Below are 25,280 nucleotides of genomic sequence, written 5' to 3'. Positions count from 1 at the left end.
ACAGGCATAAGAAGAGGCGCAGTATGTAGGGAGCCGCACGGCGATTTCGCAGTGACTGTACTGACTGCGGGTCGTACCTCGTCCTTGTGATACTCCGCCAGCTCGGTTGAGAAATAAGAGTTGTTGAACAAATCCAGCCAACCGCGCTGTACCTTTCGCACCTCTTGCGGCATAAACATCGTCGCCAGCTCTTGCGCCGACAACATATCCGGCGCGATACCGTCCTGTTCCAGCCTCATTTCCCGATAAGCCTTCGGCGAATAATGCCCGCCGTCCGGATGTCGGGGCAGCTCGCCGTGCGGGCGGTTGTTGTATTCGTCGATACACTTGGCCACATCCGCGATAAAGCGCGACCAGCCCGGCAGTTTCTTCAAATATTTCTGTTGTTCCTCCGTTAAATCCTTGCCTTTTTCCAAAGCATTAAAAGCACTTTCCATCTTGCGGTACATCAGATTCTTCGTGCTGCTGTCCATCCCTGCGCCCGCAAACGTCTCATACTGTCGTGCCATCTCAATCAGATTGTCTTTCCACCATCGTTCGATGATGCCGCGCCCTTGCGGGTTGCCCGCGATACCCGTTTCATGCCGGATACCCAGTCGGGACGTGATACCCGTGATTTCATGGTCTATCGTCTTGCCGGTTTGGCCGCCGCCGTTATCCGAGTAATAGATAATCGGCAAACCAAAGTGCTTGACCCCGATACGCAGGGCGTCCGATACCGCCACACAACTTTCAGCAAGAGAGACCGAAAACCCGACCACAAACCGCGTACATCCGTCAATAATCACCGTCACTTCCGGCTTAAACGGCCTGCCGTGTACCGGATGCGCCACCTTCGCTTTAAAGCTGTGGCCGTCGCCGATCCAAACATCGTTCGGCTTCAAAGCCCCCCAATCACGTTTCACATAAGGCAGCAGCGATTTATAAGCCGCCCCCGTTTTCCTGCCGCGCTCCTGCATAATCAGCGGCAGCTTGTCCCAAACGCGCCGCACCATACTCAAATTAGGCACATCATTGACCGGCATATTTTCCGCCTCGGCCCACTGCACAAACCGACGGTAGCTGTGTGCTAGCTTCGGCGCGGACGGGATATTGTGAAACTGCATAAACATCGGCAACCAACCGTAGCTCTCAATCGGCTTGACCGCCTTCGTCGTCTTCGGAGCCAAAGCAAGCAACCGCTCCGTCGCGTTTTCCGCCTTAAGGTAGGCAGATATCCAGCCGTCTAAAGTACGTTCGCCAACCTTCGCCGACCTGCTGCGGTCATTGGCCTTTTCCAAATTCCCAAGCGTAACCGCGTCCAATTTGCCTTCTGCCAGCAAGCCCAAAAACTGAGCCACCGCAGCCTTAGCGGAGCAATCGTATTCATATTTGATCCCCAACACTGCCGCCACCACCGCGCATCGCGCATCCGCCACCGACCGTTGTTTCTCGTTCAACAGCTTGGCCGCTTCAGCCAGTGCCTGAGCCGACATCGCCGTCCCCGGTCTGACTTGGGGCAGCATTTTCGGCATCTTCTCCGCCAGCTCGTCCGACTGCCGTTTCATGATGGCTGCTCGGATTTCAATAGGTAGGGCATATTCAACACCACCACCCTTACCTTGACGCCTTCTCGTTTGCCAACCATCCCTTTGCGCTTTTTTTCTCAGCCCTATTACTGTTCTTGGCATATTTGGCAGCCCAAAATCAAGCAGGCTTTTGAGGTCCATATATTCCATTTCAACCCACTCCGAGCATCTCTTTCAATTCAGCTATCTTTTTGTCTCGATAATCTGTTTTTTTGTAATGCGGGAAAACTTCAACTAAATCTTTTTGAATCACTTTCGCGATTGCTTCCGCAATTCTTTTGCTTCCTCGCCCATTTCTTATGACCTCAGAAACAGATTGGTTAGTTACCCCCTAAAGCCGAAGCCAACATTCTTGCCGATATATTTTTTTCTTCTAAGGATTTATAGATTTCGTTCGCTTGCATAATGCCTCCATGATAGAATCCCTTACTTACCTTACAGGCTTTAATGCCTGCCTTAACTGTTACCTGAATGATATGCCCAAAATATTTGGTATAGCAAATATATTTGGTACTATTTTGCGGTGTTTTTATGGAACGCATTGATTTAGCATTGAATTTAGTTGAAGAGAGAAGCCGCCTTGGATACTCTCGAAAGAATTTTGCTGAGCAAACTGGATGCAGTGCAGAAAGTTTGAGATTGTATGAAAGCGGGCAGGTCAACATTCCTGCGGACTTTTTACTTGCTGCTGTTCAATTAGGGGTGGATATTCAATTTGTCTTTACAGGCATTCATTCGGCAAATTTAAATGCTGTTTCAGACGACCTTAATAAAAAACTGGACGACGCTATCGGGAAATCAAACGTTGAGAATCAGATTAACGGCAATGTCAGTAACGCTGTTATCGCCTCATCTGGTTCTGTTGTTCATCAAATTAATACCCAGAATCATGTCATCAGAACCCGTGTCGATTCAAAACCCGGTAAGGAACACATAACGCTTGAGCAAGCCTCAAAGCTGCAACAACTTGTTAAACAAGTTGCCGCAGCCGAAGAGATTGCCAAACGATCGCCAAAATCAATCCGTGCAATTTGGGCTAGTCTGAATGCTCACTGTAAAGTTCCAAGTTACAAACTAATCGCATTGAGTGATTACGACAAAGCAGAAACTTATCTCAGAAAATGGCTGGGTAGGTTGAGTAATACAGCAACATCAAAGAACAACGATCCCGACTGGCGAAAAAAGAAATACGCTTATATCAAATTAAATGTAAAACAACTTGAGCTTGAAGATTGGTTGAAAAGTTACCTCGAAAAAAATTTCTCAGTAGAAAGCCTGACTGAATTAAGTGATGAAGATTTGCAAAAAACACATGCAGCAGTATCGACTAAAAAACGGAAAAAATAGGCTTAAACATGAAACTCCGCCTTTAAATTCAAGTTTCATGTTTAGCTTATAGTCTTCAGATGCTTTGTTTTTTAGATGTATGATATTAAGAGATTTTTTCAAACATGGAACTGTTGTACGAGTTCCATGTTTAGTTTCTAGTTAAAGCCTTTTATAAACATCCTCATCAATCACGCCGAAACCGACCCGCGTGACGGTCTATATGTCTTGCGTATAGGCAATGACCTCTTTGTCAAACGTGTGCAACGCATACCGGGCAAACTGCTTGTAACGTCCGAAAATCCACGTTACGCACCGTTTGAAATAGATTTGAACAATGCCCAAGACGACATCGCCATCATAGGTCGTGTTGAGTGGTATGGCCGGAGTATTGATTAAATCCATTTTAAAAACCTCTTAAAACAGTTTTAAAAATTCCCTAATCTCGTCAGCTTTAAACAGAAAACCGCGCATTCCGGCGCGGTTTTGTGAAAAAGCTGGCGTAACTTTCCCGGATACAAAAAAACGCTGAAATCCACGTCTTTCCGAGATTTCAGCGTTTTTTTACTCTATTTGTTCCTTGTGCAAAAACTAACAGTCCCCCACAAAATATTTTAATCCGCTGTAAAATAGAAAATGCCGTCTGAACATTTCAGACGGCATTTTCTCAAATAAACCTTATCGGCTGTTTATTCAGTCGGATTTATTTTTTCTTTTGCGGAGGCAGGTCGGTACAAGTACCCAATGCCACTTCCGAAGCCATACCGATGGATTCGCCCAAGGTCGGGTGCGGGTGGATGGTTTTGCCGATGTCTGCCGCGTCGCAGCCCATTTCGATGGCAAGGCAGACTTCGCCGATCATATCGCCACCGTTCGGACCGACAATGCCGCCGCCGATGATGCGGCCGGTTTCAGCATCAAAAATCAGCTTGGTAAAGCCGTTGTCGCAACCGTTGGCAATCGCACGGCCGGAAGCCGCCCACGGGAAGTTGGCTTTGGTGATTTTGCGGCCGGAGGCTTTGGCGGACAACTCGGTTTCGCCCACCCACGCCACTTCGGGAGAAGTGTAGGCAACGCCCGGAATCACGCGCGCGTCGAAGTAGGCTTTGTGGCCGGCGCAGTTTTCGGCGGCAACGTGTCCTTCGTGAACGGCTTTGTGCGCCAACATCGGCTGACCGACGATGTCGCCGATGGCGTAGATGTGCGGCACATTGGTACGCATTTGTTTGTCCACTTCGATGAAGCCGCGATCGGTTACGGCAACGCCTGCTTTTTCCGCGCTGATGAGTTTGCCGTTGGGCGCGCGGCCGGCGGCAACCAGTACGGCATCGTAACGTTGCGGCTCTTTAGGCGCATTTGCACCTTCAAAGGTAACGTAAACGCCGTCTTCTTTCGGCTCGACTGCAACGGTTTTGGTGTTGACCATAATGTTGTCAAAACGGTATTCGTTTTGTTTTTGCCATACTTTCACCAAGTCGCGGTCTGCGCCTTGCATCAGGCCGTCCATCATTTCAACCACATCCAAACGCGAACCCAGCGTGCTGTAAACCGTACCCATCTCGAGGCCGATAATGCCGCCGCCGATAATCAGCAGTTTGCCCGGTACTTCTTTCAGTGCCAGTGCGCCGCTGGAATCGATGATGCGCGGATCTTCAGGGATAAACGGCAGTTTGGTAACGCGGCTGCCTGCTGCAATGATACAGTTTTTGAAGGCAACGATTTTTTTCTCGCCGGTAGGGGCTGCTTGTTCGTACACGTCGCCGGCAGTCAGCGACACTTCCATGTGGTGCGGATCCAAGAATTGCCCGTCGCCTTGGATAACGTCCACTTTACGGCCTTTCGCCATACCTGCCAAACCGCCGGTGAGGCGGGAAACCACGCCGTTTTTGTAGGCGCGCAGCATATCGATGTCGAGTTCAGGCTCGGGGTATTTGATACCGTTGGCAGCCAAGTGGCGCACTTCGTCGATAACAGCGGCATTGTGCAACAGGGCTTTGGAAGGGATACAGCCGACGTTCAGGCAAACGCCTCCCAAAGTTTTGTAACGCTCGACGATGGCGACTTTCAAGCCTTCATCGGCAGCAGCGAATGCGGCAGAATAACCGCCGGGGCCGCCGCCCAATACGACCACGTCGTACTCGGCATCGGCAGAACCGCCGAATTGCGCGGCTTGCGGGGCAGGAGCAGCAGCTTTAGGGGCTTCTTGCGCCGGGGCGGCAGCCGCTTCGGCTTTAGGGGCGGCAGCCGCACCTTCAGCTTCGACGACGACAATCAAGCCGCCTTCGGAGATTTTGTCGCCGACTTTGACTTTCACTTCTTTGACCACGCCAGCAACTTCGGCAGGTACGTCCATAGTCGCTTTGTCGGTTTCCAAAGTAATCAGGGTATCGTCAACGGCGATGGTGTCGCCCACGTTTACTTCAACCGCGATAATATCTACATTTTCGTGTCCGCCAATGTCGGGCACTTTCAATTCAACTAAGCTCATGTCTCATCTTTCTGAATGATGTTCAAACTTCCTTTTCAGACGGCACAGGCCGCTATGCCGTCTGAAGCCGATCGGGTTACAGGGTAATGCGGCGGAAGTCTTTCAACAGCTTCGCCAAGAATACGGTGAAGCGCATACCGGCCGCACCGTCGATGACGCGGTGGTCGAAGGACAGGCTCAACGGGCACATCAGGCGCGGGGCAAACTCTTTGCCGTTCCAAACCGGTTTGATTTGGGATTTGCACACGCCCAAGATGGCGACTTCGGGAGCATTCACAATCGGCGTGAAACCTGTACCGCCGATACCGCCCAAGCTGGAAATGGTAAAGCAGGCGCCTTGCATTTCTTGCGGTTTGAGCTTGCCTTCGCGGGCTTTTTTGGACAATTCGGTCAATTCTTGGCTGATTTGTTTCAAACCTTTTTGATCCACGTCTTTAATAACGGGAACAACCAAGCCGTTCGGCGTATCGGCTGCGAAACCGATGTTGAAGTAGTTTTTCAGCACCAGATTGTCGCCGTCCAAAGAAGCGTTGAATTCAGGGAAGGCTTTCAGCGCGGAAACAGAGGCTTTGATGATGAACGCCAACGGGGACAGTTTCACGCCTTCGCGTTCCCATTCTTTGTTCAGCTGTTTGCGGAATTCTTCCAGTTCGGTCATATCCGCTTCTTCGTGTACGGTAACGTGCGGAATCACAACCCAGTTGCGGGACAGGTTTTGACCGGAGATTTTCTTAATGCGGGACAATTCTTTAACTTCGACATTGCCGAATTTGGAGAAGTCCACTTTAGGCCACGGCAGCAAGTTCAGACCACCGCCTAAAGACGCGCCGGCTGCGGCAGGTTTTGCCGCGCCGCCCTGCATAACGGATTTCACAAAGGCTTTGATGTCGTCGCCCACGATGCGGCCTTTCAAGCCGGTACCTTTGACTTGGCCCAAATCCACGCCCAATTCGCGCGCAAGTTTGCGTGCGGAAGGGCCGGCGTGTGCTTTGGCGAAAGCGGCTTCGTCGATTTTGGCGGCGGCAGGAGCAACCGGTGCAGGTGCGGCGGCCGGAGTGGTAGGAGCTGGAGCGGCAGCCGGTGCAGGTGCGGCAGCTTGAGCGGCAGGAGCAGGAGCTGCTGCGGCAGAACCGGCAGTTTCTACTTCGATAATGGCAGAACCTTCAGATACTTTGTCACCAACTTTTACAAATACGGCTTTAACCACACCGGCTTCTGTACATGGTACGTCCATAGTGGCTTTGTCGGTTTCCAGAGTAATCAGAGTGTCGTCAACGGCAACAGTGTCGCCAACTTTAATTTCAACGGCAATAATGTCTACATCTGTATGACCGCCAATATCCGGTACAACGACTTTTACAGTTGCCCCGCCTGCAGGGGCTGCGGCAGGAGCGGCAGCCGGAGCCACAGGAGCTTCAGCTGCAGGAGCCGGGGCTGCATCGGCAGCGGCGGCATCGGTTTCAACGGTCAGAATCACACCGCCTTCGGAAATTTTATCACCGACTTTAACTTTCACTTCTTTTACTACACCAGCTGCATCGGCAGGTACGTCCATAGTGGCTTTGTCGGTTTCCAGTGTAATCAGGGTGTCGTCAACGGCGATGGTATCGCCCGCTTTGACTTCTACGGCGATGATGTCGACGTTTTCGTGACCGCCGATATCGGGGACTTTGATTTCTACGATACTCATTTGAGTTCCTTTAATCTTTTTCAATTGGATGCCGTCTGAAAACTGCTTCACGCGGCATCGGTACGGTTTGTCTGCTCAAACCATTCGGGCATTCGGTTTTCAGACGGCCTGATGTCGGAATGGGGCAAACAGGCCGTCTGAAACATCAATCAGCGTTTCCAGCTAGGGGCCGAATCGGCTTTGATGCCGTATTTTTCGATGGCTTGCTGAACGGTTTCTTTGCTGACTTTGCCTTGTTCCGCCAATGCGGCCAATGCGGCAACGGCAACGTTGTAGCGGTCCACTTCAAAGAACGAACGCAGGTTGGCGCGGCTGTCGGAGCGTCCGAAACCGTCGGTACCCAAGACGTGGTAATCGTTCGGGATGTAGGCGCGGATACGGTCGGCATAGCTGCGGATGTAGTCGGTAGCGGCAATCACCGGGCCTTCGTGACCTTGCAGTTTGGAAGTGACAAACGGTACTTTTGCCGTTTCCAACGGGTTCAGACGGTTGAAGCGTTCCACTTCGACAGCGTCGCGGTGCAGCAGGTTGAAGGACGGGCAAGACCAGATGTCTGCTTCTACGCCGAAGTCGGCTTTCAGCAATTCTGCACCCGCAATCACTTCTTGCAGAATCGTACCGGAACCCATCAGTTGGACTTTCTTGTCGCCTTTGCCGCCGGCTTTCAGCAGATACATACCTTTCAAGATGTCTTGTTCCGCGCCTTCGGGCATATCCGGATGGGTGTAGTTCTCGTTCATCAGGGTGATGTAGTAGAACACGTCTTCGTGGTCGGCATACATACGGCGCAGACCGTCTTGTACGATGACGGCGACTTCGTATTGGAAGGTCGGATCGTAAGTTACACAGTTTGGAATCAAATCTGCTTGAATATGGCTGTGGCCGTCTTCGTGTTGCAGACCTTCACCGTTCAGCGTCGTACGGCCGGCAGTACCGCCCAACAGGAAGCCGCGCGCGTGCATATCGCCCGCCGCCCATGCCAAGTCGCCAACGCGTTGGAAACCGAACATAGAGTAGTAGATGTAGAAAGGAATCATGGCAAAGTTGTTGTTTGCGTAGCTGGTCGCAGCAGCAATCCAGTCAGCCATGGCACCTGGTTCGTTAATACCTTCTTGCAAGATTTGACCGTCAACAGACTCTTTATAGAACATCAGTTGGTCTTTATCTTGAGGAGTGTATTGTTGGCCTTTAGGGTTCCAAATACCGTATTGGCGGAACATACCTTCCATACCGAACGTACGGCTTTCATCAGGAACGATAGGTACCACGCGTTTGCCGATTTTTTTGTCTTTCAGCAAAGTAGACAGGATGCGGACGAAAGCCATGGTGGTTGAGAATTCACGGTCGCCGCTGGATTTCAGTTGAGTCTCAAATGCTGACAGTTTAGGCACTTCCAGAACTTCTTGGGTAGGTTTGCGTTGAGGCAGGTAGCCACCCAAAGCTTCACGGCGTGCATGCAGGTATTTGTATTCTTCGCTGTCGGGAGTAAAAGTCAGGTAAGGCAGGTCGCCGCTGTCGATTTGCTCGTCGGTAACAGGAATGTCAAAGCGGTCACGGAATTGTTTCAGAGAAGCTTTGTCCATTTTCTTGGCTTGGTGGGCAACGTTTTGGCCTTCGCCGGATGCACCCATGCCGTAACCTTTAATGGTTTTAGCCAAAATGACAGTAGGTTTGCCGTCAGCGTGGTTCACTGCGCGATCGTAAGCGTTGTACACTTTTTGAGGATCGTGGCCGCCGCGGTTCAATGCCCAAATTTCATCATCGGTCATATCGGCAACCAATGCTTTCAGTTCAGGGGTATTGAAGAAGTGTTCACGGACGTATGCGCCGTCTTTGGATTTGTAAGTTTGGTAGTCACCGTCCAAGCATTCTTCCATGCGTTTGCGCAGAATGCCATCTTTGTCTTTTGCCAAGAGGCGGTCCCAACGACGACCCCAGATGACTTTCACAACATTCCAGCCGGCACCGGAGAAGTTGCCTTCCAGCTCTTGAATGATTTTGCCGTTACCGCGTACAGGGCCGTCCAGACGTTGCAGGTTACAGTTGATGACGAATACCAGGTTGTCCAAGCCTTCGCGTGAAGCCAGAGCAATAGCACCTTGGCTTTCAGGTTCATCCATTTCGCCGTCGCCACAGAATACCCATACTTTACGGCCTTTGGTTTTAGCCAGGCCGCGAGATTCCAAGTATTTCAGGAAACGGGCTTGGTAAATCGCCATCAATGGGCCAAGACCCATAGATACGGTTGGGAATTGCCAGAAGTCAGGCAACAGGTGAGGGTGAGGATAGGAAGGCAGACCATGACCGGCAACTTCTTGACGGAAGTTGTTCAATTGGTCTTCAGTCAGACGGCCTTCAACGAAAGCACGTGCATAAATGCCGGGGGCGGCATGACCTTGGAAGAATACCAAATCGCCTTCTTCGCCTTCGCCTTTGGCTTTCCAGAAGTGGTTGAAGCCGACTTCGTACATGGTCGCAGCAGATTGGAAAGATGCAATGTGTCCACCCAATTCCAAATCTTTTTTACCCGCGCGCAATACGATAGCCGCGGCATTCCAACGTACGAAAGCACGAATACGGTGCTCGATGTTTTGGTCGCCGGGAATGCCTTTTTCGTTTTCGACGGAAACGGTATTCAAATACGGGGTGGTCGTGCCGTGGGGCATACGTACGCCTTTGTCGCGGCAGTATTTGACCAGGTTTTCCAAGAGGTATTGCGCGCGTTCGCCGCCTTCATATTCGAGGACGGAGCTTAACGCGTCCAACCACTCTTGGGTTTCGATAGGGTCAACATCGTGTAATTGGGTGGACATAGTATCTATCCTTTATGTTGAGTGTTTAATCGGCAGGGAGGGTGTAGCCAACCCCTTTATTTTCGTTTGTGAAAAATAATAAGCAAAAACGAAAATTTCTAAATCAAACCGAAACAAAATAATTTAAGTCCAATGTTTTCAAAAAATTATAAAAGTCTTGGAAACAAGGGAAAACTTGAAAAAATGTTCGGTCTGCTCCACACGAAATCCTATCAGCAATCGGGTCTGCTGGCAAATAACCATGCTTTTAAAAGCAGGTTTTGTTCCGAAGTGGGCGTTTGGTAAGGACAGGTCTTTTGATTGCGAAAACATCCTGTTTAATTTTGGTTATATTTTTTCGGAATTGTGGGATATCGAATCGTTATGTCTCTGCCGGCAATTTTCCTATTGTAGAAAATCTATACACAAGCTTTGTGGATAACCGTGTTGATAAGCCACGGCTTGTGTTAAAAAAGTCTTACGCAACAAATGTACGCTTATTTTGATTAAAAAATAGGCACATTTAAATCTATAAAAATCATGTAATTATGTTCAATATGATGTTTCTGGTTATGTTTTTGCCGTCTGGCATGGGATTTGTCCCGTGCTTGGGGCAGGGGGTGAATTTTGGAGGTTGGTGCAAAACCTGCTTTTTTCGCGTTACAATCTGCACCCGATTTACTTTTGAATCTGCCTGTTTGGAAAAATACTTTTATGAAAGCCAGCCAATTTTTCATTTCCACCCTGAAAGAAGCCCCTGCTGAAGCCGCGCTTGCCAGCCACAAGCTCATGATTCGCGCCGGTCTGATTAAAGCCAACGCATCCGGCCTTTATACTTGGATGCCGATGGGGCTGCGCGTGTTGCGCAAAGTCGAAAACGTCGTGCGCGAAGAAATGGCGCGCGCGGGCAGCGTGGAGTTGCTGATGCCGGTGGTGCAGCCTGCCGAGCTGTGGCAGGAATCTGGCCGCTGGGAATTTTACGGTAAAGAACTGTTGCGCCTGAAAGACCGCCATGACCGCGATTTCTGCATGGGCCCGACCTGCGAGGAAGTCATCGCCGACATCGTGCGCAAAGAAATCAACAGCTACAAACAACTGCCGAAAAACTTTTACCACATCCAAACCAAATTCCGCGACGAAGTGCGCCCGCGTTTCGGCGTGATGCGTGCGCGCGAGTTTGTGATGAAAGACGCTTATTCCTTCCACGCCGACTACGCCTCGCTTCAGACGGCCTATCAAGATATGTACGATGCTTACTGCCGCATCTTTACCCGTCTGGGTTTGGCGTTCCGCCCCGTTGCCGCAGACACCGGCAGCATCGGCGGTACGGGTTCGCACGAGTTTCAAGTGTTGGCGGAAAGCGGCGAAGATGTGATTGCATACAGCGACACTTCAGATTACGCCGCCAATATCGAATTGGCACCGACTTTGCCGCTCAAAGGCGGACGCGCCGCCGCTCGGGCGGATTTGGTCAAGGTGCATACGCCGAATGTTAAAACCATTGATTCATTGGTTGAATTTCTCAATATTCCGGTTGAACAAACCCTCAAATCCATCGTGGTCGAAGGCGAAAACGAAGGCGAACTCGTCTTATTGCTGTTGCGCGGCGATCATGCGTTCAACGACATCAAAGCCGAAAAACTGGCGGGCGTGAAATCGCCGCTGACGATGGCAAGCCCTGCCGCGATTGTCGAACAGTTCGGTGCGAACGGCGGCTCGCTCGGCCCGGTCGGCTTCACTGGCAAGGTCTATGCCGATTTTGCTACTGAAAAAGGAGCGGACTGGGTTATCGGCGCGAACGAAGACGACTACCACTATACCGGCTTCAACTTCGGGCGCGACGCTGCCGAGCCTGAATTTGTCGATTTGCGCAACGTCGTCGAAGGCGATGAAAGCCCCGACGGGCAAGGCCGTCTGAAACTCGCACGCGGCATCGAAGTCGGACACGTTTTCCAATTGCGCGACAAATATACCCGGGCCATGAACGTCAGCTTCCTCGACAACAACGGCAAATCGCAAATCATGGAAATGGGCTGCTACGGCATTGGTATCACCCGCGTTGTGGCTGCCGCCATCGAGCAAAACAACGACGAAAAAGGCATTGTTTGGACCAAAGCAATGGCGCCGTTTGAAGTTGTTATCGTACCGATGAACTACAAAAAATCAGACGCCGTGCGCGAAGCCGCCGACAAAATCTATGCCGAACTGCTGGCGGCAGGCGCAGACGTTCTTCTCGACGACCGCGACGAACGCGCAGGCGTGCTGTTGAACGACTCCGAGCTTCTCGGTATCCCGCACCGCATCGTCATCGGCGACCGCGCCTTGAAAGAAGGCAATGTCGAATACGCCGAACGCCGCGACAACGAAGCGCAGGCAGTTGCAATCGGAGAAATTGTTGCGCGTGTAACAGCTTCATTAAATGCGTAAGCTTGGTCGAATGCCGTCTGAAAATAATTTCAGACGGCATTTTTATTTAGGGGGAAAGTGAAGTGGCTTCAGTAAAAACAATCAATATGGACAAGGGTGCAAAAAAATACGGAAAAATCTACGAAATCTCACTCCCAAATGGGAAATTTACTTATATATGTAGGGTAAGGCAATACGAGTTTGGTATTTTTGATTATCTCTCGGAAAAGACAGCCAATACGGATGAGCTTCTTTCTGTTGGGTTTAAGACTTATAAATCCTGTATAGAAACAGCTATAAGAAAGAAGATTTGGAAACTAATAGGACAGGTTGATTTAGAGAAGGAAAATATAATATATCCAGATTTAGCGATTTTCTTGTCATACAATAAAGAACTTTTTATTAGACAATCAAGAGTGATGAGAAATGGAAATCCTTTGGTAGTGCCTCAAAAAGATTACATAGACTTACTAAAAAGGGGATATGTATTTGGTTTCTTTGATGATTACAAAATCTTTGAACTCTGGCTGTCTAGTAATATAGAGAATTATCCAGAAAATCAAGACATATTTCCTTTGCCATCTCAGTATTTATTTTGAGTGCGAGCTCGTGTTGCTGGTCGGTAAGGATTCAGACGGCATGGGCGAGGGTGAAGATATTTTGGGATGTGTCGCAGGATATGGTGTAGGGTTGGACCTTACGGTACGGGATATCCAATGCCGTCTGAAGGAAAAAGGGCTGCCTTGGTTGAAGGCAAAGGGATTCAGGCATTCTGCATGTGTTTCGGACTTCGTGGCGGCGAACAAGGTTTCCAGCCAATCCTTCCTTTTTTCATTGAGGCAGAACGGTATATTGAAACAGAGGGGCAACACGGAAATGATGATTTACCCGCTCAGGATGGTTTTATGCGAGCTGGTTCTGTCCTATGGCTTGAAAAAAGGTGATCTGGTATTTACCGGAACACCTTCGGGCGTGGGGAAAATCAGTGAGGGGGACAGATTGGAACTGGAATTGGACGGGCTTGTAGAAGCTTTTTTTACGGTAGCCCGAAAATAAGGCAGACTTATTCGTCCCGTCCGTTAAAAAATTCTTCCGAACTACCTTCGAAGAAACTTTGCAGGATTGCCTGTGCGGCTACTTGGTCGAGAACGGATTTCCTTTTTTTGCCAAAAACTTGTGCTTCTGAAAGCAGGCCTTCCGCATAGACGGACGACAGCCGTTCGTCAACCCAATAGACGGGAAGCCCGAATCTGCCGTGCAGCCTGCGTCCGAACTTGCGCGACAGGTGCGTCATTTCGTGTTCCGTGCCGTCGGTATGGACAGGCAGACCGACGACAAAATAACGCGGCTGCCATTCTTGAACCAGCTTGGCGATTGCCGCGAATTTTTCATCGTTGCTGCCGCCGGTAACGGTGGCCAGCGGATGGGACAGCCCCAATTCCGCATCGCCCTGCGCCACGCCGATGCGCGCTTCGCCGAAGTCGAATGCCAGTGCCGTTCCTTTTGGAATTTTATGCATGGCCGGCTCCCGAAAACAGGGCGAGCGGGTCGATGCCGAGTTTGGCGAATGCGGCGGCGTAACGGTGTTCGTAGGGGATGTCGAACAGGATATGTTCGTCGGCGGGAACGGTCAGCCATGCGTTGTCGGCAAGTTCGCGTTCGAGCTGCCCTTTGCCCCAGCTCGAATAGCCTATGCTGATCAAGGCTTTGTCAACCGCACCTTCGCGTGAAATATTTTCAAGCACATCGCGGGAAGAGGTCAGCGCGATATTGTCCGAAACGCCGATACTGCTTTGCCAGCTGCCGATAGGGGTATGCACGACATAACCTCGCTCGACTTGCACCGGGCCGCCCATCATCACGCTGTCGTGCTGCATTCGGAAAGGGATGTTTTTGCCGGTGGCGGAAAAAATCATGTCCATCGTAATCGGAGAGGGTTTGTTGATGGCGATGCCGAGTGTGCCGTCTTCATCGTGTTTGCAGATATAGACGACCGATTGTGCAAAAAACGCATCTTCCATATTGGGCATGGCGACGAGAAAGTGGTTGGACAGGTTCATATCAGCGTTTGTCGGGATTTTCTATCGGGTTGGAAATCATGCAGGCGCCAGCAAGCATTTTGCCGGAAGTGCCCGCTTGAGGCATATTGGTTTGCAGGTTGCTGCCGAAACAGGAAACCACACTTAAGGAATTTTTCGGCGAGCCTTGGACGATTTTATCGCTGTAAACCAAATAAGCGAAAGTTTTACGTTTCGGATCATAATAACGGATAATCTGCCGGCTCTTGAACGCGAAGCTCGTACCGTGCTTGAAAACTTCTTTCGGTTTGCGCACGGCGGTTTCGTCAAAAGAAATCGAAGATGCCGTCTGAACGCACGAAACCGATGCGTCGGACGCGTCTTCTTCCAAATTGACCGTTTCCTTCAAGCCGTCTTTTTTGCATATGAAATATAACAGGTAATGCGCTGAACGTCGGGATCGTCGAATCCTTTCACCTCGATACGGTCGTTTTTTCCCAGCATATTGAAAACGGTGCTTGCCCGTCCGATTTTATCGGTTTCGCCGCTGCCGCAGGCAGTCAGCAGGACGGCGGCAGACAGCAGTAGCAGTCTGTTCATCAAAATTTCCTTATCGGTTGAATCACCGTTTTCCGGAAGGCGGCAGGGCTTGCTTTGTTTGGATGGGCGCACGCTCCCGAATCGGGCAACATACGGTACGCGGCTTAATGTGCTACGCTGTGTGTCGGAACACAATATCCGTTGCAGCATTGAAAATATGCCGCACAATATAAGGCTGTTTGAGCCGATTGCAAGTGTCCGTGCAAAGAAGGTGCAAGATTGGGCAAACGGCATTTTCAGACGGCATAACTGACAGTATAATCCAAACGTCCGGCTGCTTTCGTGCAGCCTTCAGTATTATCCAACTTTTTCCGAAGGCCGAACCATGCGCTACAAACCCCTCCTGCTCGCCCTGATGCTCGTTTTTTCCACGCCCGCCGTTGCCGCCCACGACGCGGCACACAACCGTTCCGCCGAAGTGAAAAAACAGGCGAAGAACAAAAAAGAACAGCCCGAAGCGGCGGAAGGCAAAAAAGAAAAAGGCAAAAATTCCGCAGTGAAAGATAAAAAAACAGGCGGCAAAGAGGAGGAAAAAGAGGGCAAAGAGTCCAAAAAAAACGCCAAAAACCGCAAAGAAACAGAGAAGGAGGCAACATCCGGGCAGTCTGCGCGCAAAGGACGCGGAGAGGATAAGGAATCGAAGGCGGAACGCAAAAAGGCATATGGCAAGCCTGTGTCCGAATCCAAAGAAAAAAACGCAAAAACACAGCCTGAAAACAAACAAGGCAAAAAAGAGGCAAAAGGACAGGACAATCCGCGTAAGGGCGGCAAGGCGGACAAAGACACTGTTTCTGCAAATAAAAAAGACCGTACCGACAAGGACGGCAAAGCAGTGAAACAGGACAAAAAACACACCGAAGAGAAAAATGCCAAAACCGATTCGGACGAATTGAAAGCCGCCGTTTCCGCAGCAACCAACGATGTCGAAAACAAAAAAGCCCTGCTCAAACAGGGCGAGGGGCTGCTGGTCCGCGTCAGCACCTCGCTCGATCAGCTTCAGGAGGAACGCATCCGTCAGGAACGCATCCGCCGGGCGCGCGGCAGCCTGGCTTCCGTCAACCGCAAACAGCGCGAGGCTTGGGACAAGTTTCAAAACCTCAATGCCGATTTGAACCGTTTGAAAACGGAAGTTGCCGGAGCGAAAGCGCAGATTTCCCGCTTTGTGTCGGGCAGTTATAAGAACAGCCAACCCAATGCGGTCGCCTTGTTCCTGAAAAATGCCGAACCGGGTCAGAAAAACCGCTTTTTGCGCTATACGCGTTATGTGAACGCCTCCAATCGGGAAGTCGTCAAAGATTTGGAAAAACAGCAGAAGGCATTGGCGGCGCAAGAGCAGAAAATCAACAACGAGCTGGCGTATTTGAAAAAGATTCAGGCAAACGTGCAGTCCCTGCTGAAAAAACAGGGTGTAAGTGACGCGGCGGAACAGGCGGAGAGCCGCAGGCAAAATGCCAAAATCGCCAAAGATGCCCAAAAACTGCTGGAACAGAAAGAAAACGAACAGCAATTGAACCATCTTTTGAGCAGTTTGGAGAAGAAAAAAGCCGAACACCGCATTCAGGATGCGGGAGCAAAAAGAAAACTGGCGGAAGCCAGGCTGGCGGCTGCCGAAAAAGCCAGAAAAGAAAAAGAAGCGGCGCAGCAGCAGGCTGAGGCACGACGTGCGGCAATGTCCAACCTGACTGCCGAAGACAGGAACATCCAAGCCCCTCCGGTTATGGGTATCGGCAGTGCCGACAGTTTCAGCCGCATGCAGGGACGTTTGAAAAAACCGGTTGACGGCGTGCCGACCGGACTTTTCGGGCAGAGCCGGAGCGGCGGCGATGTTTGGAAAGGCGTGTTCTATTCCACTGCACCTGCAACGGTTGAAAGCATTGCGCCGGGAACGGTAAGCTATGCGGACGAGTTGGACGGCTACGGCAAAGTGGTTGTGGTCGATCACGGCGAGAACTACATCAGCATCTATGCCGGTTTGAGCGAAATTTCCGCCGGCAAGGGGCAGTCGGTTTCTGCGGGAAGCAAAATCGGCACGAGCGGGTCGCTGCCGGACGGGGAAGAGGGGCTTTACCTGCAAATACGTTATCAAGGTCAGGTGTTGAACCCTTCGAGCTGGATACGTTGATTGGGAAAATAAAAAGGCAGGTTTTGCGCGGATTGTCCGCTGCGGCGCATCCCGTTGCAAATCCTGCCGTTTTCAATACGTTTTCAATGGCTGTGTTTCCGTTTTCGGAAAATCAAGAGAGAAAGTTAAAGAAGAATGTCGAAACCTGTTTTCAAGAAAATCGCACTTTATACCTTGGGTGCAATCAGCGGCGTTGCCGTCAGTCTGGCGGTGCAGGGTTTTGCTGCCGAGAAGGACAGGCGGGATAACGAAGTCCTGCCGGTGCAATCCATCCGCACAATGGCGGAGGTTTACGGTCAAATCAAGGCAAACTATTATCAGGACAAACCCGATGCCGATTTGTTTGAAGGCGCGATGAAGGGTATGGTGGCCGGTTTGGATCCGCATTCCGAATATATGGATAAAAAAGGTTATGCGGAAATGAAGGAATCGACCAGCGGCGAATTTGGCGGCTTGGGGATGGAAATCGGGCAGGAAGACGGTTTTGTCAAAGTGGTTTCGCCGATTGAGGACACGCCTGCGGAACGGGCGGGAGTGAAAAGCGGCGATTTCATTGTGAAAATCGATAATGTTTCGACGCGGGGGATGACGGTCAGCGAAGCGGTGAAAAAAATGCGCGGCAAGCCGGGTTCGAAGATTACTTTGACGCTGTCGCGTAAAAATGCCGACAAGCCGATAGTCGTCAACCTGACGCGCGCCATTATTAAAGTGAAAAGCGTCCGCCATTATTTGCTCGAGCCGGATTACGGCTATATCCGCGTGTCGCAGTTCCAAGAGAAGACGGTCGAAAGCGTCAATACCGCCGCAAAAGAGCTGGTAAAGGAAAACAAAGGCAGACCGCTCAAGGGGCTGGTGTTGGATTTGCGCGACGACCCCGGCGGACTTTTGACCGGCGCGGTCGGCGTGTCGGCGGCGTTTCTGCCGTCTGAAGCGGTCGTCGTCAGCACCAAGGGACGCGACGGCAAAGACGGCATGGTACTGAAAGCCGTTCCCGAGGATTATGTGTACGGTATGGGCGGCGATCCGTTGGCGGGCATTCCTGCCGAGTTGAAAACCATACCGATGACGGTGTTGGTCAATTCGGGTTCGGCTTCCGCTTCGGAAATTGTCGCAGGTGCATTACAGGACCACAAACGCGCGGTTATCGTCGGTACGCAGAGTTTCGGCAAAGGTTCAGTTCAGACTTTGATTCCTTTGTCCAATGGCAGCGCGGTCAAGTTGACGACCGCTCTGTATTACACGCCGAACGACCGCTCCATTCAGGCGCAGGGGATTGTTCCCGATGTCGAGGTGAAGGATAAGGAACGCACTTTTGAAAGCCGCGAGGCGGATTTGGTCGGACACATCGGCAATCCCTTGGGCGGCGAGGATGTCAATAGTGAAACCCTTGCCGTGCCGCTTGAAGAAAATGCAGATAAGCCCGCTGCAAAAGAAAAAGGCAAAAAGAAAAAGGATGAGGATTTGTCTTCAAGGCGGATTCCGAACCCTGCCAAAGACGACCAGTTGCGTAAGGCTTTGGATTTGGTCAAGTCGCCCGAACAGTGGCAGAAGTCTTTGGGGCTGGCGGCGAAAAAGCCGGTTTCAAATAAGGATAAGAAAGATAAAAAAGATAAGAAGTAGGTTTTGACGATGCCGTCTGAAAGGGTTTCAGACGGCATATTATGTTTGAAAGGATAGGTTATGAGCGATTTTTTACCGGAACTTGAACCGTTTGCAGAGAAAATTGCAGCCACGGCAAAACCCGTCGTGCGTTTTTCTTTGAAGAAAGAGACAGTAGAACTGTGGGACAGCAAGGTCGGCGGCAGACCTTATCTGCCGGAGGGTATGGAATATCCCCAAAACGACCAAGGACAACCGCTTTCCCTGTTGGCGCAAATCAACTTTGCCCAAATGCCGCATCTGCCGGGCTATCCGACCGAAGGCATCGTCCAGTTCTTTGTCGACGGTTACGACGATTTGTCGGGCATGGATTTCGACGACTTGCGCGCCCAAAAGGGATTCCGTGTTTTGTACCATCGCGAAGTGCGGCAGGAAGGTTTGCGTTCGGATGTTCCGGCATATTCCGATTTCGGGGATTTCGGAGTCGGTCTGCCGTTTGGTGCAGAGGAAGAATTCCGCATGGTTTTTTCCGAACCGGAGACGCAATATCTGTCTTTCGACGATTACCGTTTCGATCGGACTTTTCCGGAAATGCGCAAGCTGATTCTCGAAAGGGTTACGGATACGGGTAACAACGATTGGCGGCTTTACGAGAACTATCGGGAAGCCTCCAATCAGGCGGGACACTGTATTGGCGGTTATCCCTGCTTTGCCCAATACGATCCGCGCGACGGCAGTTTGGAAGGCTATGAACTGCTGTTCCAATTGGAAAGCCAATATGATGAGAACGAAGGAATAGACATCATGTGGGGCGATATGGGCATCGGCAATTTCTTTATCGCACCCGAAGATTTGGAAAAATGCGATTTTTCCAAAACGGCATTCACTTGGGATTGCGGTTGAGTTCAGACGGCATACGGTCGGGAATGTCTTTTATTTCATGCCGTCTGAAAGACGTTTCCGACCCATCCCTACTACACGCTTTGTCCGCAAACGCATCACAGGCAAGATTATGGAAGTTATCCGATACCCCGATTCCCCCTTCAAACTCCACCAGCCATTCCCGCCCGCCGGCGACCAGCCCACCGCCATTGCCGGCCTGCTCGAAGGGCTTTCAGACGGCCTTGCCTACCAAACCCTGCTCGGCGTAACCGGTTCGGGCAAAACCTACACCATGGCGAACGTTATCGCCCAAAGCGGCCGACCCGCCATCATCATGGCGCACAACAAAACCCTTGCCGCCCAGCTCTACGCCGAAATGCGCGAGTTTTTCCCCGAAAACGCGGTGGAATATTTCGTGTCGTATTACGACTATTACCAGCCCGAAGCCTATGTGCCCAGCCGCGACTTGTTCATCGAAAAAGATAGCGCGATCAACGAACACATCGAGCAGATGCGCCTTTCCGCCACCAAAAACCTGATGACGCGCAACGACGTGATTATCGTCGCCACCGTGTCCGCCATTTACGGTATCGGCGACCCGACCGAGTATCAGCAAATGGTGTTGTCCGTCAAAGAAGGCGACACCATTGAGCAGCGCGACATCATCGCCACGCTCGTTTCCATGCAGTACGAGCGCGGCGATTTGGACTTTAAACGCGGCAGCTTCCGCGTGCGTGGCGACGTGATTGACGTGTACCCCGCCGAAAGCTCCGAAAACGCCTTGCGCATCAGCCTGTTCGACGACGAAATCGACCGCCTCGATATGTTCGACCCGCTTTCAGGCAGCCTTATCCAACGCGTCGGCCGCTACACCGTCTTCCCGTCCAGCCATTACGTTACCCCGCGCGACACCGTATTGCGCGCCTGCGAGTCCATTAAAGAAGAATTGCGCGAACGCATCGAATTTTTCGCCCGTGAACAACGCCCTGTCGAACAACAACGCATCGAGCAGCGCACCCGTTTCGACCTCGAAATGCTCTACGAAATGGGCTTCTGCAAAGGCATCGAAAACTACTCCCGCCACTTCTCCGGCAAAAAAGAAGGCGAACCGCCGCCCACGCTGATGGACTACTTGCCCGACAACGCCATCATGTTTATCGACGAAAGCCACGTTACCGTTACCCAAATCGGCGGCATGTACAAAGGCGACGCATCGCGCAAACAAAACCTCGTCGATTACGGCTTCCGCCTGCCTTCCGCCCGCGACAACCGACCGCTCAAATTCCACGAATTTGAAAAAGTCATGCCGCAAACCGTCTTCGTCTCCGCCACCCCCGCCAAATACGAAGAAGAACACGCCGGACAAGTCGTCGAACAAGTCGTCCGCCCCACAGGGTTGGTTGATCCCCAAATCATCATCCGCCCCGTCGCCACCCAAGTCGATGACTTAATGAGCGAAATCAATGACCGCATCCAAAAAGGCGAACGTGTGCTCGTTACCACCCTCACCAAACGCATGGCGGAGCAACTCACAGACTATTACAGCGAACTCGGCATCAAAGTGCGCTATCTGCACAGCGACATCGACACCGTAGAGCGCGTTGAAATCATTAGAGATTTACGGCTCGGACTGTTTGACGTACTCGTCGGCATCAACCTCTTGCGCGAAGGCTTGGACATCCCCGAAGTCTCCCTCGTCGCCATTCTCGACGCCGACAAAGAAGGCTTCCTGCGCTCACACCGCAGCCTGATTCAAACCATAGGCCGTGCCGCGCGCAACGTGAACGGCATCGCCATCCTGTACGCCGACAAAATCACCGACTCCATGAAAGCCGCCATCGACGAAACCGAACGCCGCCGTGAAAAACAGATAAAATTTAACGAAGAACACGGTATCGTACCGCAGCAGATTAAAAAACAGGTCAAAGACATCATCGACGGCGTGTACCATGAAGAAGACAGCGGTAAAGGCCGTCTGAAAGGCAAAAACAAAGTTAAAGTCGGCGAAATCCACAACGAAGAAGACGCGGTTAAAGAAATCGCCAAACTGGAAAAAGCCATGCAGCAGGCGGCTAGGGATTTGCAGTTTGAAGAAGCGGCGGTGTTGCGGGATAGGATACGGGGGATTAAAGAGAATTTATTGTTTGGGGCGGAATAAGATGAATAATAAATTACTACAAAATGCTATTAATTCCATTGAAATTGGTATTGAAGATTATAAACTAAGCCAACAAGATGAACGTAGGATTATTTCCTGTGTAAGAAATGTTTTTGCAGGAATTTTGCTGTTATTTAAGTATAAATTAGTTGAACTAAGTCCAGCTAATTCCGACGAGGTTTTGATTAAACAACAGATTTCATGGTTCATAGAAAATGGCAATATTATTGCAAAAGGTAAAGGCAATAAAACGGTTGATGTTCAGTCTATTAAAGATAGATTTAAATCATTAAATATTTCTATAGATTGGGAAAATCTAGACAAAATAAATTCTTATCGAAACAATATTGAACATTATTATAGTGAATCATCTATTAGTGCCGTACAAGAAATGATTGCAATGTCATTTCCTATTGTAAATAATTTTATTAGAAATAATTTAGACTATGATCCTGAAGAATTATTCAGTAAAGATACATGGGAAAGACTATTATCAATTAAAAGTGTATATGATAACGAAAAAAACTCATGCCTTGATGAATTGAGAAGGCTAAATTTCTATTATGAAGAAATTTATGAAACGATTTCAAATCATAAATGCTCTAAATGTGGTTATGGTTTAATTACAGTAGATCATGAAGATGATGGCAAAAGCTATGATGCTAGCTGTCAAATTTATAGGTGCAAATCATGTAATAAAACATGGGATTATGAAGATTTAGTTAGAGAATGTTTATATGAAAAGTATGAAGATGAATGGTGGGAGTGTCGGAGATATGGTGGAGAAGAGCCTGTTGTAACATGTCCTTTTTGTGAAGGACAATATGATTATATTGAAAATATTTGTTATTCATGCGGTAATAAGGCAGATGGAATCTGCCAAAATTGTGGTAGTAATATTCCCACTTCAGAACTAATGTTTTATCCACTTTGTGGATACTGTGATTATGTTTTTGAAAAATTGCGTGAGGAATAAAACAAGCAAGCCATAGCCTGTATTCCCACCAAATGCGTGTGTGGCTGCGCCATACCCCCTACCTGCGGGTAGCACAAACTTTAAAACCGACTTGTAGGGCGTGTGCGGTACGCATGCACGCGTTCTTTGCGTGAGGCAGCAAGCGTAGGTCGGATACTTGTATCCGACAAAATCTTTAATACTTCCGTAATTGCAATCCATTGCAGCAATGCCCAAAATGTCAGATTCGAGAGTCCGACCTACGGAAAATTAAAGATTTTATGCTGGCTACGGCTTACTTGTTGAATTTAGATTTCATACGAGCTATGGCTTGCTTCTTAATCGTCTCTGAAGAAATTTTGAGCCTACCTACGTAATTTATTTATTATCTAATATTTTTATAGGTATTAATGGATTATTTTCCTCCCATGGAACTTCATAATCTGAAAAAATAGATTCTAGCGCTAGAATGAACGAATGATTAAGCTCAAATGGCAAATCTTCGCATTCGAATAGTTCGGGAATATAAAATTTAACTAAATCCAAACCTTTTTTTGTTAATGTAATTTCCATAGAATACCATAATTCATTATTTTCCATACCAAAAGGATTTTGTTTTGCAAATTCTTGGCAAAACATGAATATCTCTTGTTTTTTATCAAATGTAAAAGGCCATAAAATAGCCAATTCACATACTAATAGCCGATATATAAATTCAACTGCAAATTGCCATTGCCATGTTTGCGGTTCGCACCCTAGTGGTGCAAAAGATATTGAAGTAAGATCATCAAAGGCCAAATATTCAAATCCGCATTGTATTTCTTCTGCTGTTTCTTTATTCATAGTAAAACCTTATTTAGCTGGGAATTTAAATTTTAAACTTGTAGGCTTTCCTTTTTTACCAATATTTAATCGGCGGCAATCTCAGGCTTTGGCAAAACGCTTTGGGGAACATACTATCCGCGATGAGGCCAATTTTGCCTGCCATTTTGATTATCTGTATTTCAATCCGGTCAGACATGGCTATGTAGGGCAAATTTCCGATTGGCGGTTTTCTACGTTTCACCGTTATGTCAAACAGGGTATTTATCCGCATAATTGGGGTGGCGGCAATGCGGACTTTTCTATTGAATACGATTAAAGTAATGTCGGATTCGAGAATCCGACCTACGGAAAACTAAAGATTTTATGCGGGCTACGGCTTGCTTGTTGTATTTAATCATATTTATTTGAATTGAATTCTTTTATTTTATTGTGAGATGAAAATAGTATTTTCGATGAGAAACCCATGACTAAAATAGTATAGTCTTTATCATTCTTTATGAAGTAACAATTACCATATCCTGCAATATTTTTATCCCAAAAATCACAATATGATTCAGTGGTAAAATCAGTTTTAGTTGATATAAAATCAAAATTATTTGGATAAGATCCATATTGCTGGTAATATTTATCTATATTTCCTACCAAGAAATCAATCCTTTTTTCTAACATTTTGAGATTAATTTGTAATAATAAAATGTATAAAACTATACTAGTTATTATTATTTTTAAATAAGTCATTTTATTTTCCAGTAAATAGAGGTTTAGTTGTTTTGTTAACTATGCCTGAATATACATCTAAGTCTTCTTTTGGTAACGATGAATAATTAGCAAGCGGTAGCCCACATCTCCGCCAAACGCGTGCCACTATCTGCGGGCGGCACAAACTTAAAACCGATGTGCAGGTTAAAACCTACAAGGATGCGTGCGGTACACACGCGTTTTGCCGTTCAAACTATTGTTTTAAACTTTGTATCGAAACATTACTTGCTGCTTTATCTTAAAAAATGCCGTCTGTAAGCAAACGTGCTTCAGACGGCATTTTCAAACGGCGGTTTGTTATCTGATCCGTTTGAATACCAAGTCCCAAACGCCGTGTCCGAGGCGTTTGCCGCGTGCTTCGAATTTGGTTTCGGGGCGGTAGTCCGGGGTGGGGGCGTAGTCTGCCGCCGTATTTTGCAGGCTGTCGAAGCTGCTGAGGACTTCAAGCATCTGCTGCGCATATTCTTCCCAGTCTGTCGCCAGGTGGATATAGCCGCCGGTTTTGAGTTTGGGCAGCAGTTTGGCGATGAAGGGGGCTTGTATCAGACGGCGTTTGTGGTGGCGTTTTTTGTGCCACGGGTCGGGGAAGAATATGTGGATGCCGTCGAGCGAGCCGTCTTGCAGCATATTTTCGACAACTTCTACGGCATCGTGCCGCATCACGCGGATGTTTTCCAAATGATTTTCGTCTATGAGTTTGAGCAGGTTGCCTACGCCGGGACCGTGTACGTCGATGGCGAGGAAGTCGGTTTCGGGCAGGCGGAGGGCGATTTCTGCGGTTGCCGTCCCCATACCGAAGCCTATTTCGAGGATTTTGGGTCGGTTGCTTCCGAAATTGGCATCAAGATCGGCCGGTGTTGCTTGGTAATCGATGCCGAAGCTGTCCCATAAGGTATCGATGGCGCGTTGCTGTGCGGCGGTCATATGGCTTTGGCGGAGGACGAAGCTGCGGATGCTGCGGGGATGTTCGGCTTGCCAGTTGTTTTGTGTTTGGTTTTCGGCGGTGTCTGTCATAATGCTTTCGTGCGCTTGTGCAATCAGGATGCCGTCTGAATGTGAAATGCCTGTTCGGACGGCGGGAAGGGAAAGGGG

At 49.3% G+C, this 25,280-nt stretch carries 18 protein-coding genes and 4 pseudogenes; 11 read left to right on the top strand and 11 right to left on the bottom strand.

Features of this window, described 5'->3' with window-relative positions; genetic code table 11:
• A partial coding sequence (locus Q3O12_RS01105; protein WP_301668938.1) for a DNA-binding protein occupies window positions 1-1,718 on the bottom strand: 1,718 nt, incomplete at its 3' end.
• Between the two features lie 381 nt (window positions 1,719-2,099).
• Between Q3O12_RS01105 and Q3O12_RS01100 the strand changes: the two genes are divergently transcribed.
• Window positions 2,100-2,915, top strand: a complete 816-nt coding sequence (locus Q3O12_RS01100; protein WP_301668937.1) for a transcriptional regulator — start codon at window positions 2,100-2,102, stop codon at window positions 2,913-2,915.
• Between the two features lie 156 nt (window positions 2,916-3,071).
• Window positions 3,072-3,293 (top strand): annotated as a pseudogene (locus Q3O12_RS01095) (S24 family peptidase); the annotation flags it as partial.
• A 304-nt stretch (window positions 3,294-3,597) separates the two neighbouring features.
• Here the strand turns inward: Q3O12_RS01095 and lpdA are convergent.
• From lpdA to Q3O12_RS01075, 4 genes are all read right to left on the bottom strand, one after another.
• Window positions 3,598-5,382: a dihydrolipoyl dehydrogenase gene (lpdA, locus tag Q3O12_RS01090; RefSeq protein ID WP_301668935.1), complete on the bottom strand. Its 1,785-nt coding sequence runs from the start codon at window positions 5,380-5,382 to the stop codon at window positions 3,598-3,600.
• 76 nt (window positions 5,383-5,458) lie between these two features.
• Complete coding sequence (aceF, locus tag Q3O12_RS01085; protein WP_301668934.1) at window positions 5,459-7,072, bottom strand: dihydrolipoyllysine-residue acetyltransferase; 1,614 nt, start codon at window positions 7,070-7,072, stop codon at window positions 5,459-5,461.
• 149 nt (window positions 7,073-7,221) lie between these two features.
• Window positions 7,222-9,885, bottom strand: coding sequence for a pyruvate dehydrogenase (acetyl-transferring), homodimeric type (aceE, locus tag Q3O12_RS01080; RefSeq protein WP_301668933.1), 2,664 nt, complete (start codon window positions 9,883-9,885; stop codon window positions 7,222-7,224).
• Window positions 9,886-10,370: 485 nt separating this feature from the next.
• Window positions 10,371-10,601, bottom strand: coding sequence for a hypothetical protein (locus Q3O12_RS01075; RefSeq protein ID WP_153063549.1), 231 nt, complete (start codon window positions 10,599-10,601; stop codon window positions 10,371-10,373).
• Between Q3O12_RS01075 and Q3O12_RS01070 the strand changes: the two genes are divergently transcribed.
• From Q3O12_RS01070 to Q3O12_RS01060, 3 genes and pseudogenes are all read left to right on the top strand, one after another.
• Window positions 10,579-12,291, top strand: coding sequence for a proline--tRNA ligase (locus Q3O12_RS01070; protein ID WP_301668930.1), 1,713 nt, complete (start codon window positions 10,579-10,581; stop codon window positions 12,289-12,291). The genes Q3O12_RS01075 and Q3O12_RS01070 overlap by 23 nt on opposite strands.
• Before the next feature lie 62 nt (window positions 12,292-12,353).
• Window positions 12,354-12,869, top strand: coding sequence for an Imm26 family immunity protein (locus Q3O12_RS10820; RefSeq protein ID WP_373323036.1), 516 nt, complete (start codon window positions 12,354-12,356; stop codon window positions 12,867-12,869).
• A pseudogene (locus Q3O12_RS01060) lies at window positions 12,859-13,326 on the top strand (fumarylacetoacetate hydrolase family protein); the annotation flags it as partial. The gene Q3O12_RS10820 and the pseudogene Q3O12_RS01060, both read left to right, overlap by 11 nt.
• A gap of 7 nt (window positions 13,327-13,333) precedes the next feature.
• Here Q3O12_RS01060 and ruvX read toward each other — a convergent pair.
• From ruvX to Q3O12_RS01045, 3 genes and pseudogenes are all read right to left on the bottom strand, one after another.
• Window positions 13,334-13,789, bottom strand: a complete 456-nt coding sequence (gene ruvX, locus Q3O12_RS01055) for a Holliday junction resolvase RuvX (RefSeq protein WP_301668929.1) — start codon at window positions 13,787-13,789, stop codon at window positions 13,334-13,336.
• Window positions 13,782-14,330 (bottom strand): YqgE/AlgH family protein, encoded by a 549-nt coding sequence (locus Q3O12_RS01050; RefSeq protein WP_301668928.1) that lies wholly within the window; start codon window positions 14,328-14,330, stop codon window positions 13,782-13,784. Before Q3O12_RS01050 ends, ruvX begins: the two co-directional genes overlap by 8 nt.
• Window position 14,331: 1 nt before the next feature.
• Window positions 14,332-14,888, bottom strand: a pseudogene (locus tag Q3O12_RS01045) (CreA family protein).
• A gap of 325 nt (window positions 14,889-15,213) precedes the next feature.
• On the opposite strand from Q3O12_RS01045, the gene Q3O12_RS01040 reads away from it, so the two are divergent.
• From Q3O12_RS01040 to Q3O12_RS01020, 5 genes are all read left to right on the top strand, one after another.
• Window positions 15,214-17,010 carry a peptidoglycan DD-metalloendopeptidase family protein gene (locus tag Q3O12_RS01040; protein WP_301668927.1) on the top strand — a complete coding sequence of 599 codons (1,797 nt, stop codon included), beginning with the start codon at window positions 15,214-15,216 and terminating at the stop codon, window positions 17,008-17,010.
• Between the two features lie 135 nt (window positions 17,011-17,145).
• Window positions 17,146-18,630 (top strand): S41 family peptidase, encoded by a 1,485-nt coding sequence (locus Q3O12_RS01035; RefSeq protein WP_301668926.1) that lies wholly within the window; start codon window positions 17,146-17,148, stop codon window positions 18,628-18,630.
• A 60-nt stretch (window positions 18,631-18,690) separates the two neighbouring features.
• Entirely contained in the window at window positions 18,691-19,512 is an 822-nt protein-coding gene (locus tag Q3O12_RS01030) for a YwqG family protein (RefSeq protein ID WP_301668925.1), read from the top strand.
• Between the two features lie 37 nt (window positions 19,513-19,549).
• Window positions 19,550-21,649 (top strand): excinuclease ABC subunit UvrB, encoded by a 2,100-nt coding sequence (gene uvrB / locus Q3O12_RS01025; RefSeq protein ID WP_301668924.1) that lies wholly within the window; start codon window positions 19,550-19,552, stop codon window positions 21,647-21,649.
• A 1-nt stretch (window position 21,650) separates the two neighbouring features.
• Window positions 21,651-22,625 carry a hypothetical protein gene (locus Q3O12_RS01020; RefSeq protein WP_118997175.1) on the top strand — a complete coding sequence of 325 codons (975 nt, stop codon included), beginning with the start codon at window positions 21,651-21,653 and terminating at the stop codon, window positions 22,623-22,625.
• A 357-nt stretch (window positions 22,626-22,982) separates the two neighbouring features.
• Here the strand turns inward: Q3O12_RS01020 and Q3O12_RS01015 are convergent, their stop codons facing one another.
• Window positions 22,983-23,447: a hypothetical protein gene (locus Q3O12_RS01015; protein WP_301668923.1), complete on the bottom strand. Its 465-nt coding sequence runs from the start codon at window positions 23,445-23,447 to the stop codon at window positions 22,983-22,985.
• A 59-nt stretch (window positions 23,448-23,506) separates the two neighbouring features.
• Between Q3O12_RS01015 and Q3O12_RS01010 the strand changes: the two are divergent.
• Window positions 23,507-23,745, top strand: a pseudogene (locus Q3O12_RS01010) (REP-associated tyrosine transposase); the annotation flags it as partial.
• Window positions 23,746-23,819: 74 nt separating this feature from the next.
• Here Q3O12_RS01010 and Q3O12_RS01005 read toward each other — a convergent pair.
• Both Q3O12_RS01005 and trmB read right to left on the bottom strand, forming a co-directional pair.
• The gene (locus Q3O12_RS01005) at window positions 23,820-24,167 is read right to left on the bottom strand and encodes a hypothetical protein (protein ID WP_301668922.1); all 348 of its coding nucleotides are present in this window, start codon (window positions 24,165-24,167) and stop codon (window positions 23,820-23,822) included.
• A gap of 318 nt (window positions 24,168-24,485) precedes the next feature.
• Window positions 24,486-25,202, bottom strand: a complete 717-nt coding sequence (gene trmB, locus Q3O12_RS01000) for a tRNA (guanosine(46)-N7)-methyltransferase TrmB (protein ID WP_301668921.1) — start codon at window positions 25,200-25,202, stop codon at window positions 24,486-24,488.
• Window positions 25,203-25,280: the final 78 nt, after the last annotated feature.

This window comes from Neisseria benedictiae (assembly GCF_958267435.1).
Taxonomy (GTDB): domain Bacteria; phylum Pseudomonadota; class Gammaproteobacteria; order Burkholderiales; family Neisseriaceae; genus Neisseria; species Neisseria bergeri.
Note: the sequence above shows the minus strand (reverse complement) of the source record. Positions and strands in the feature narration are given on the sequence as shown.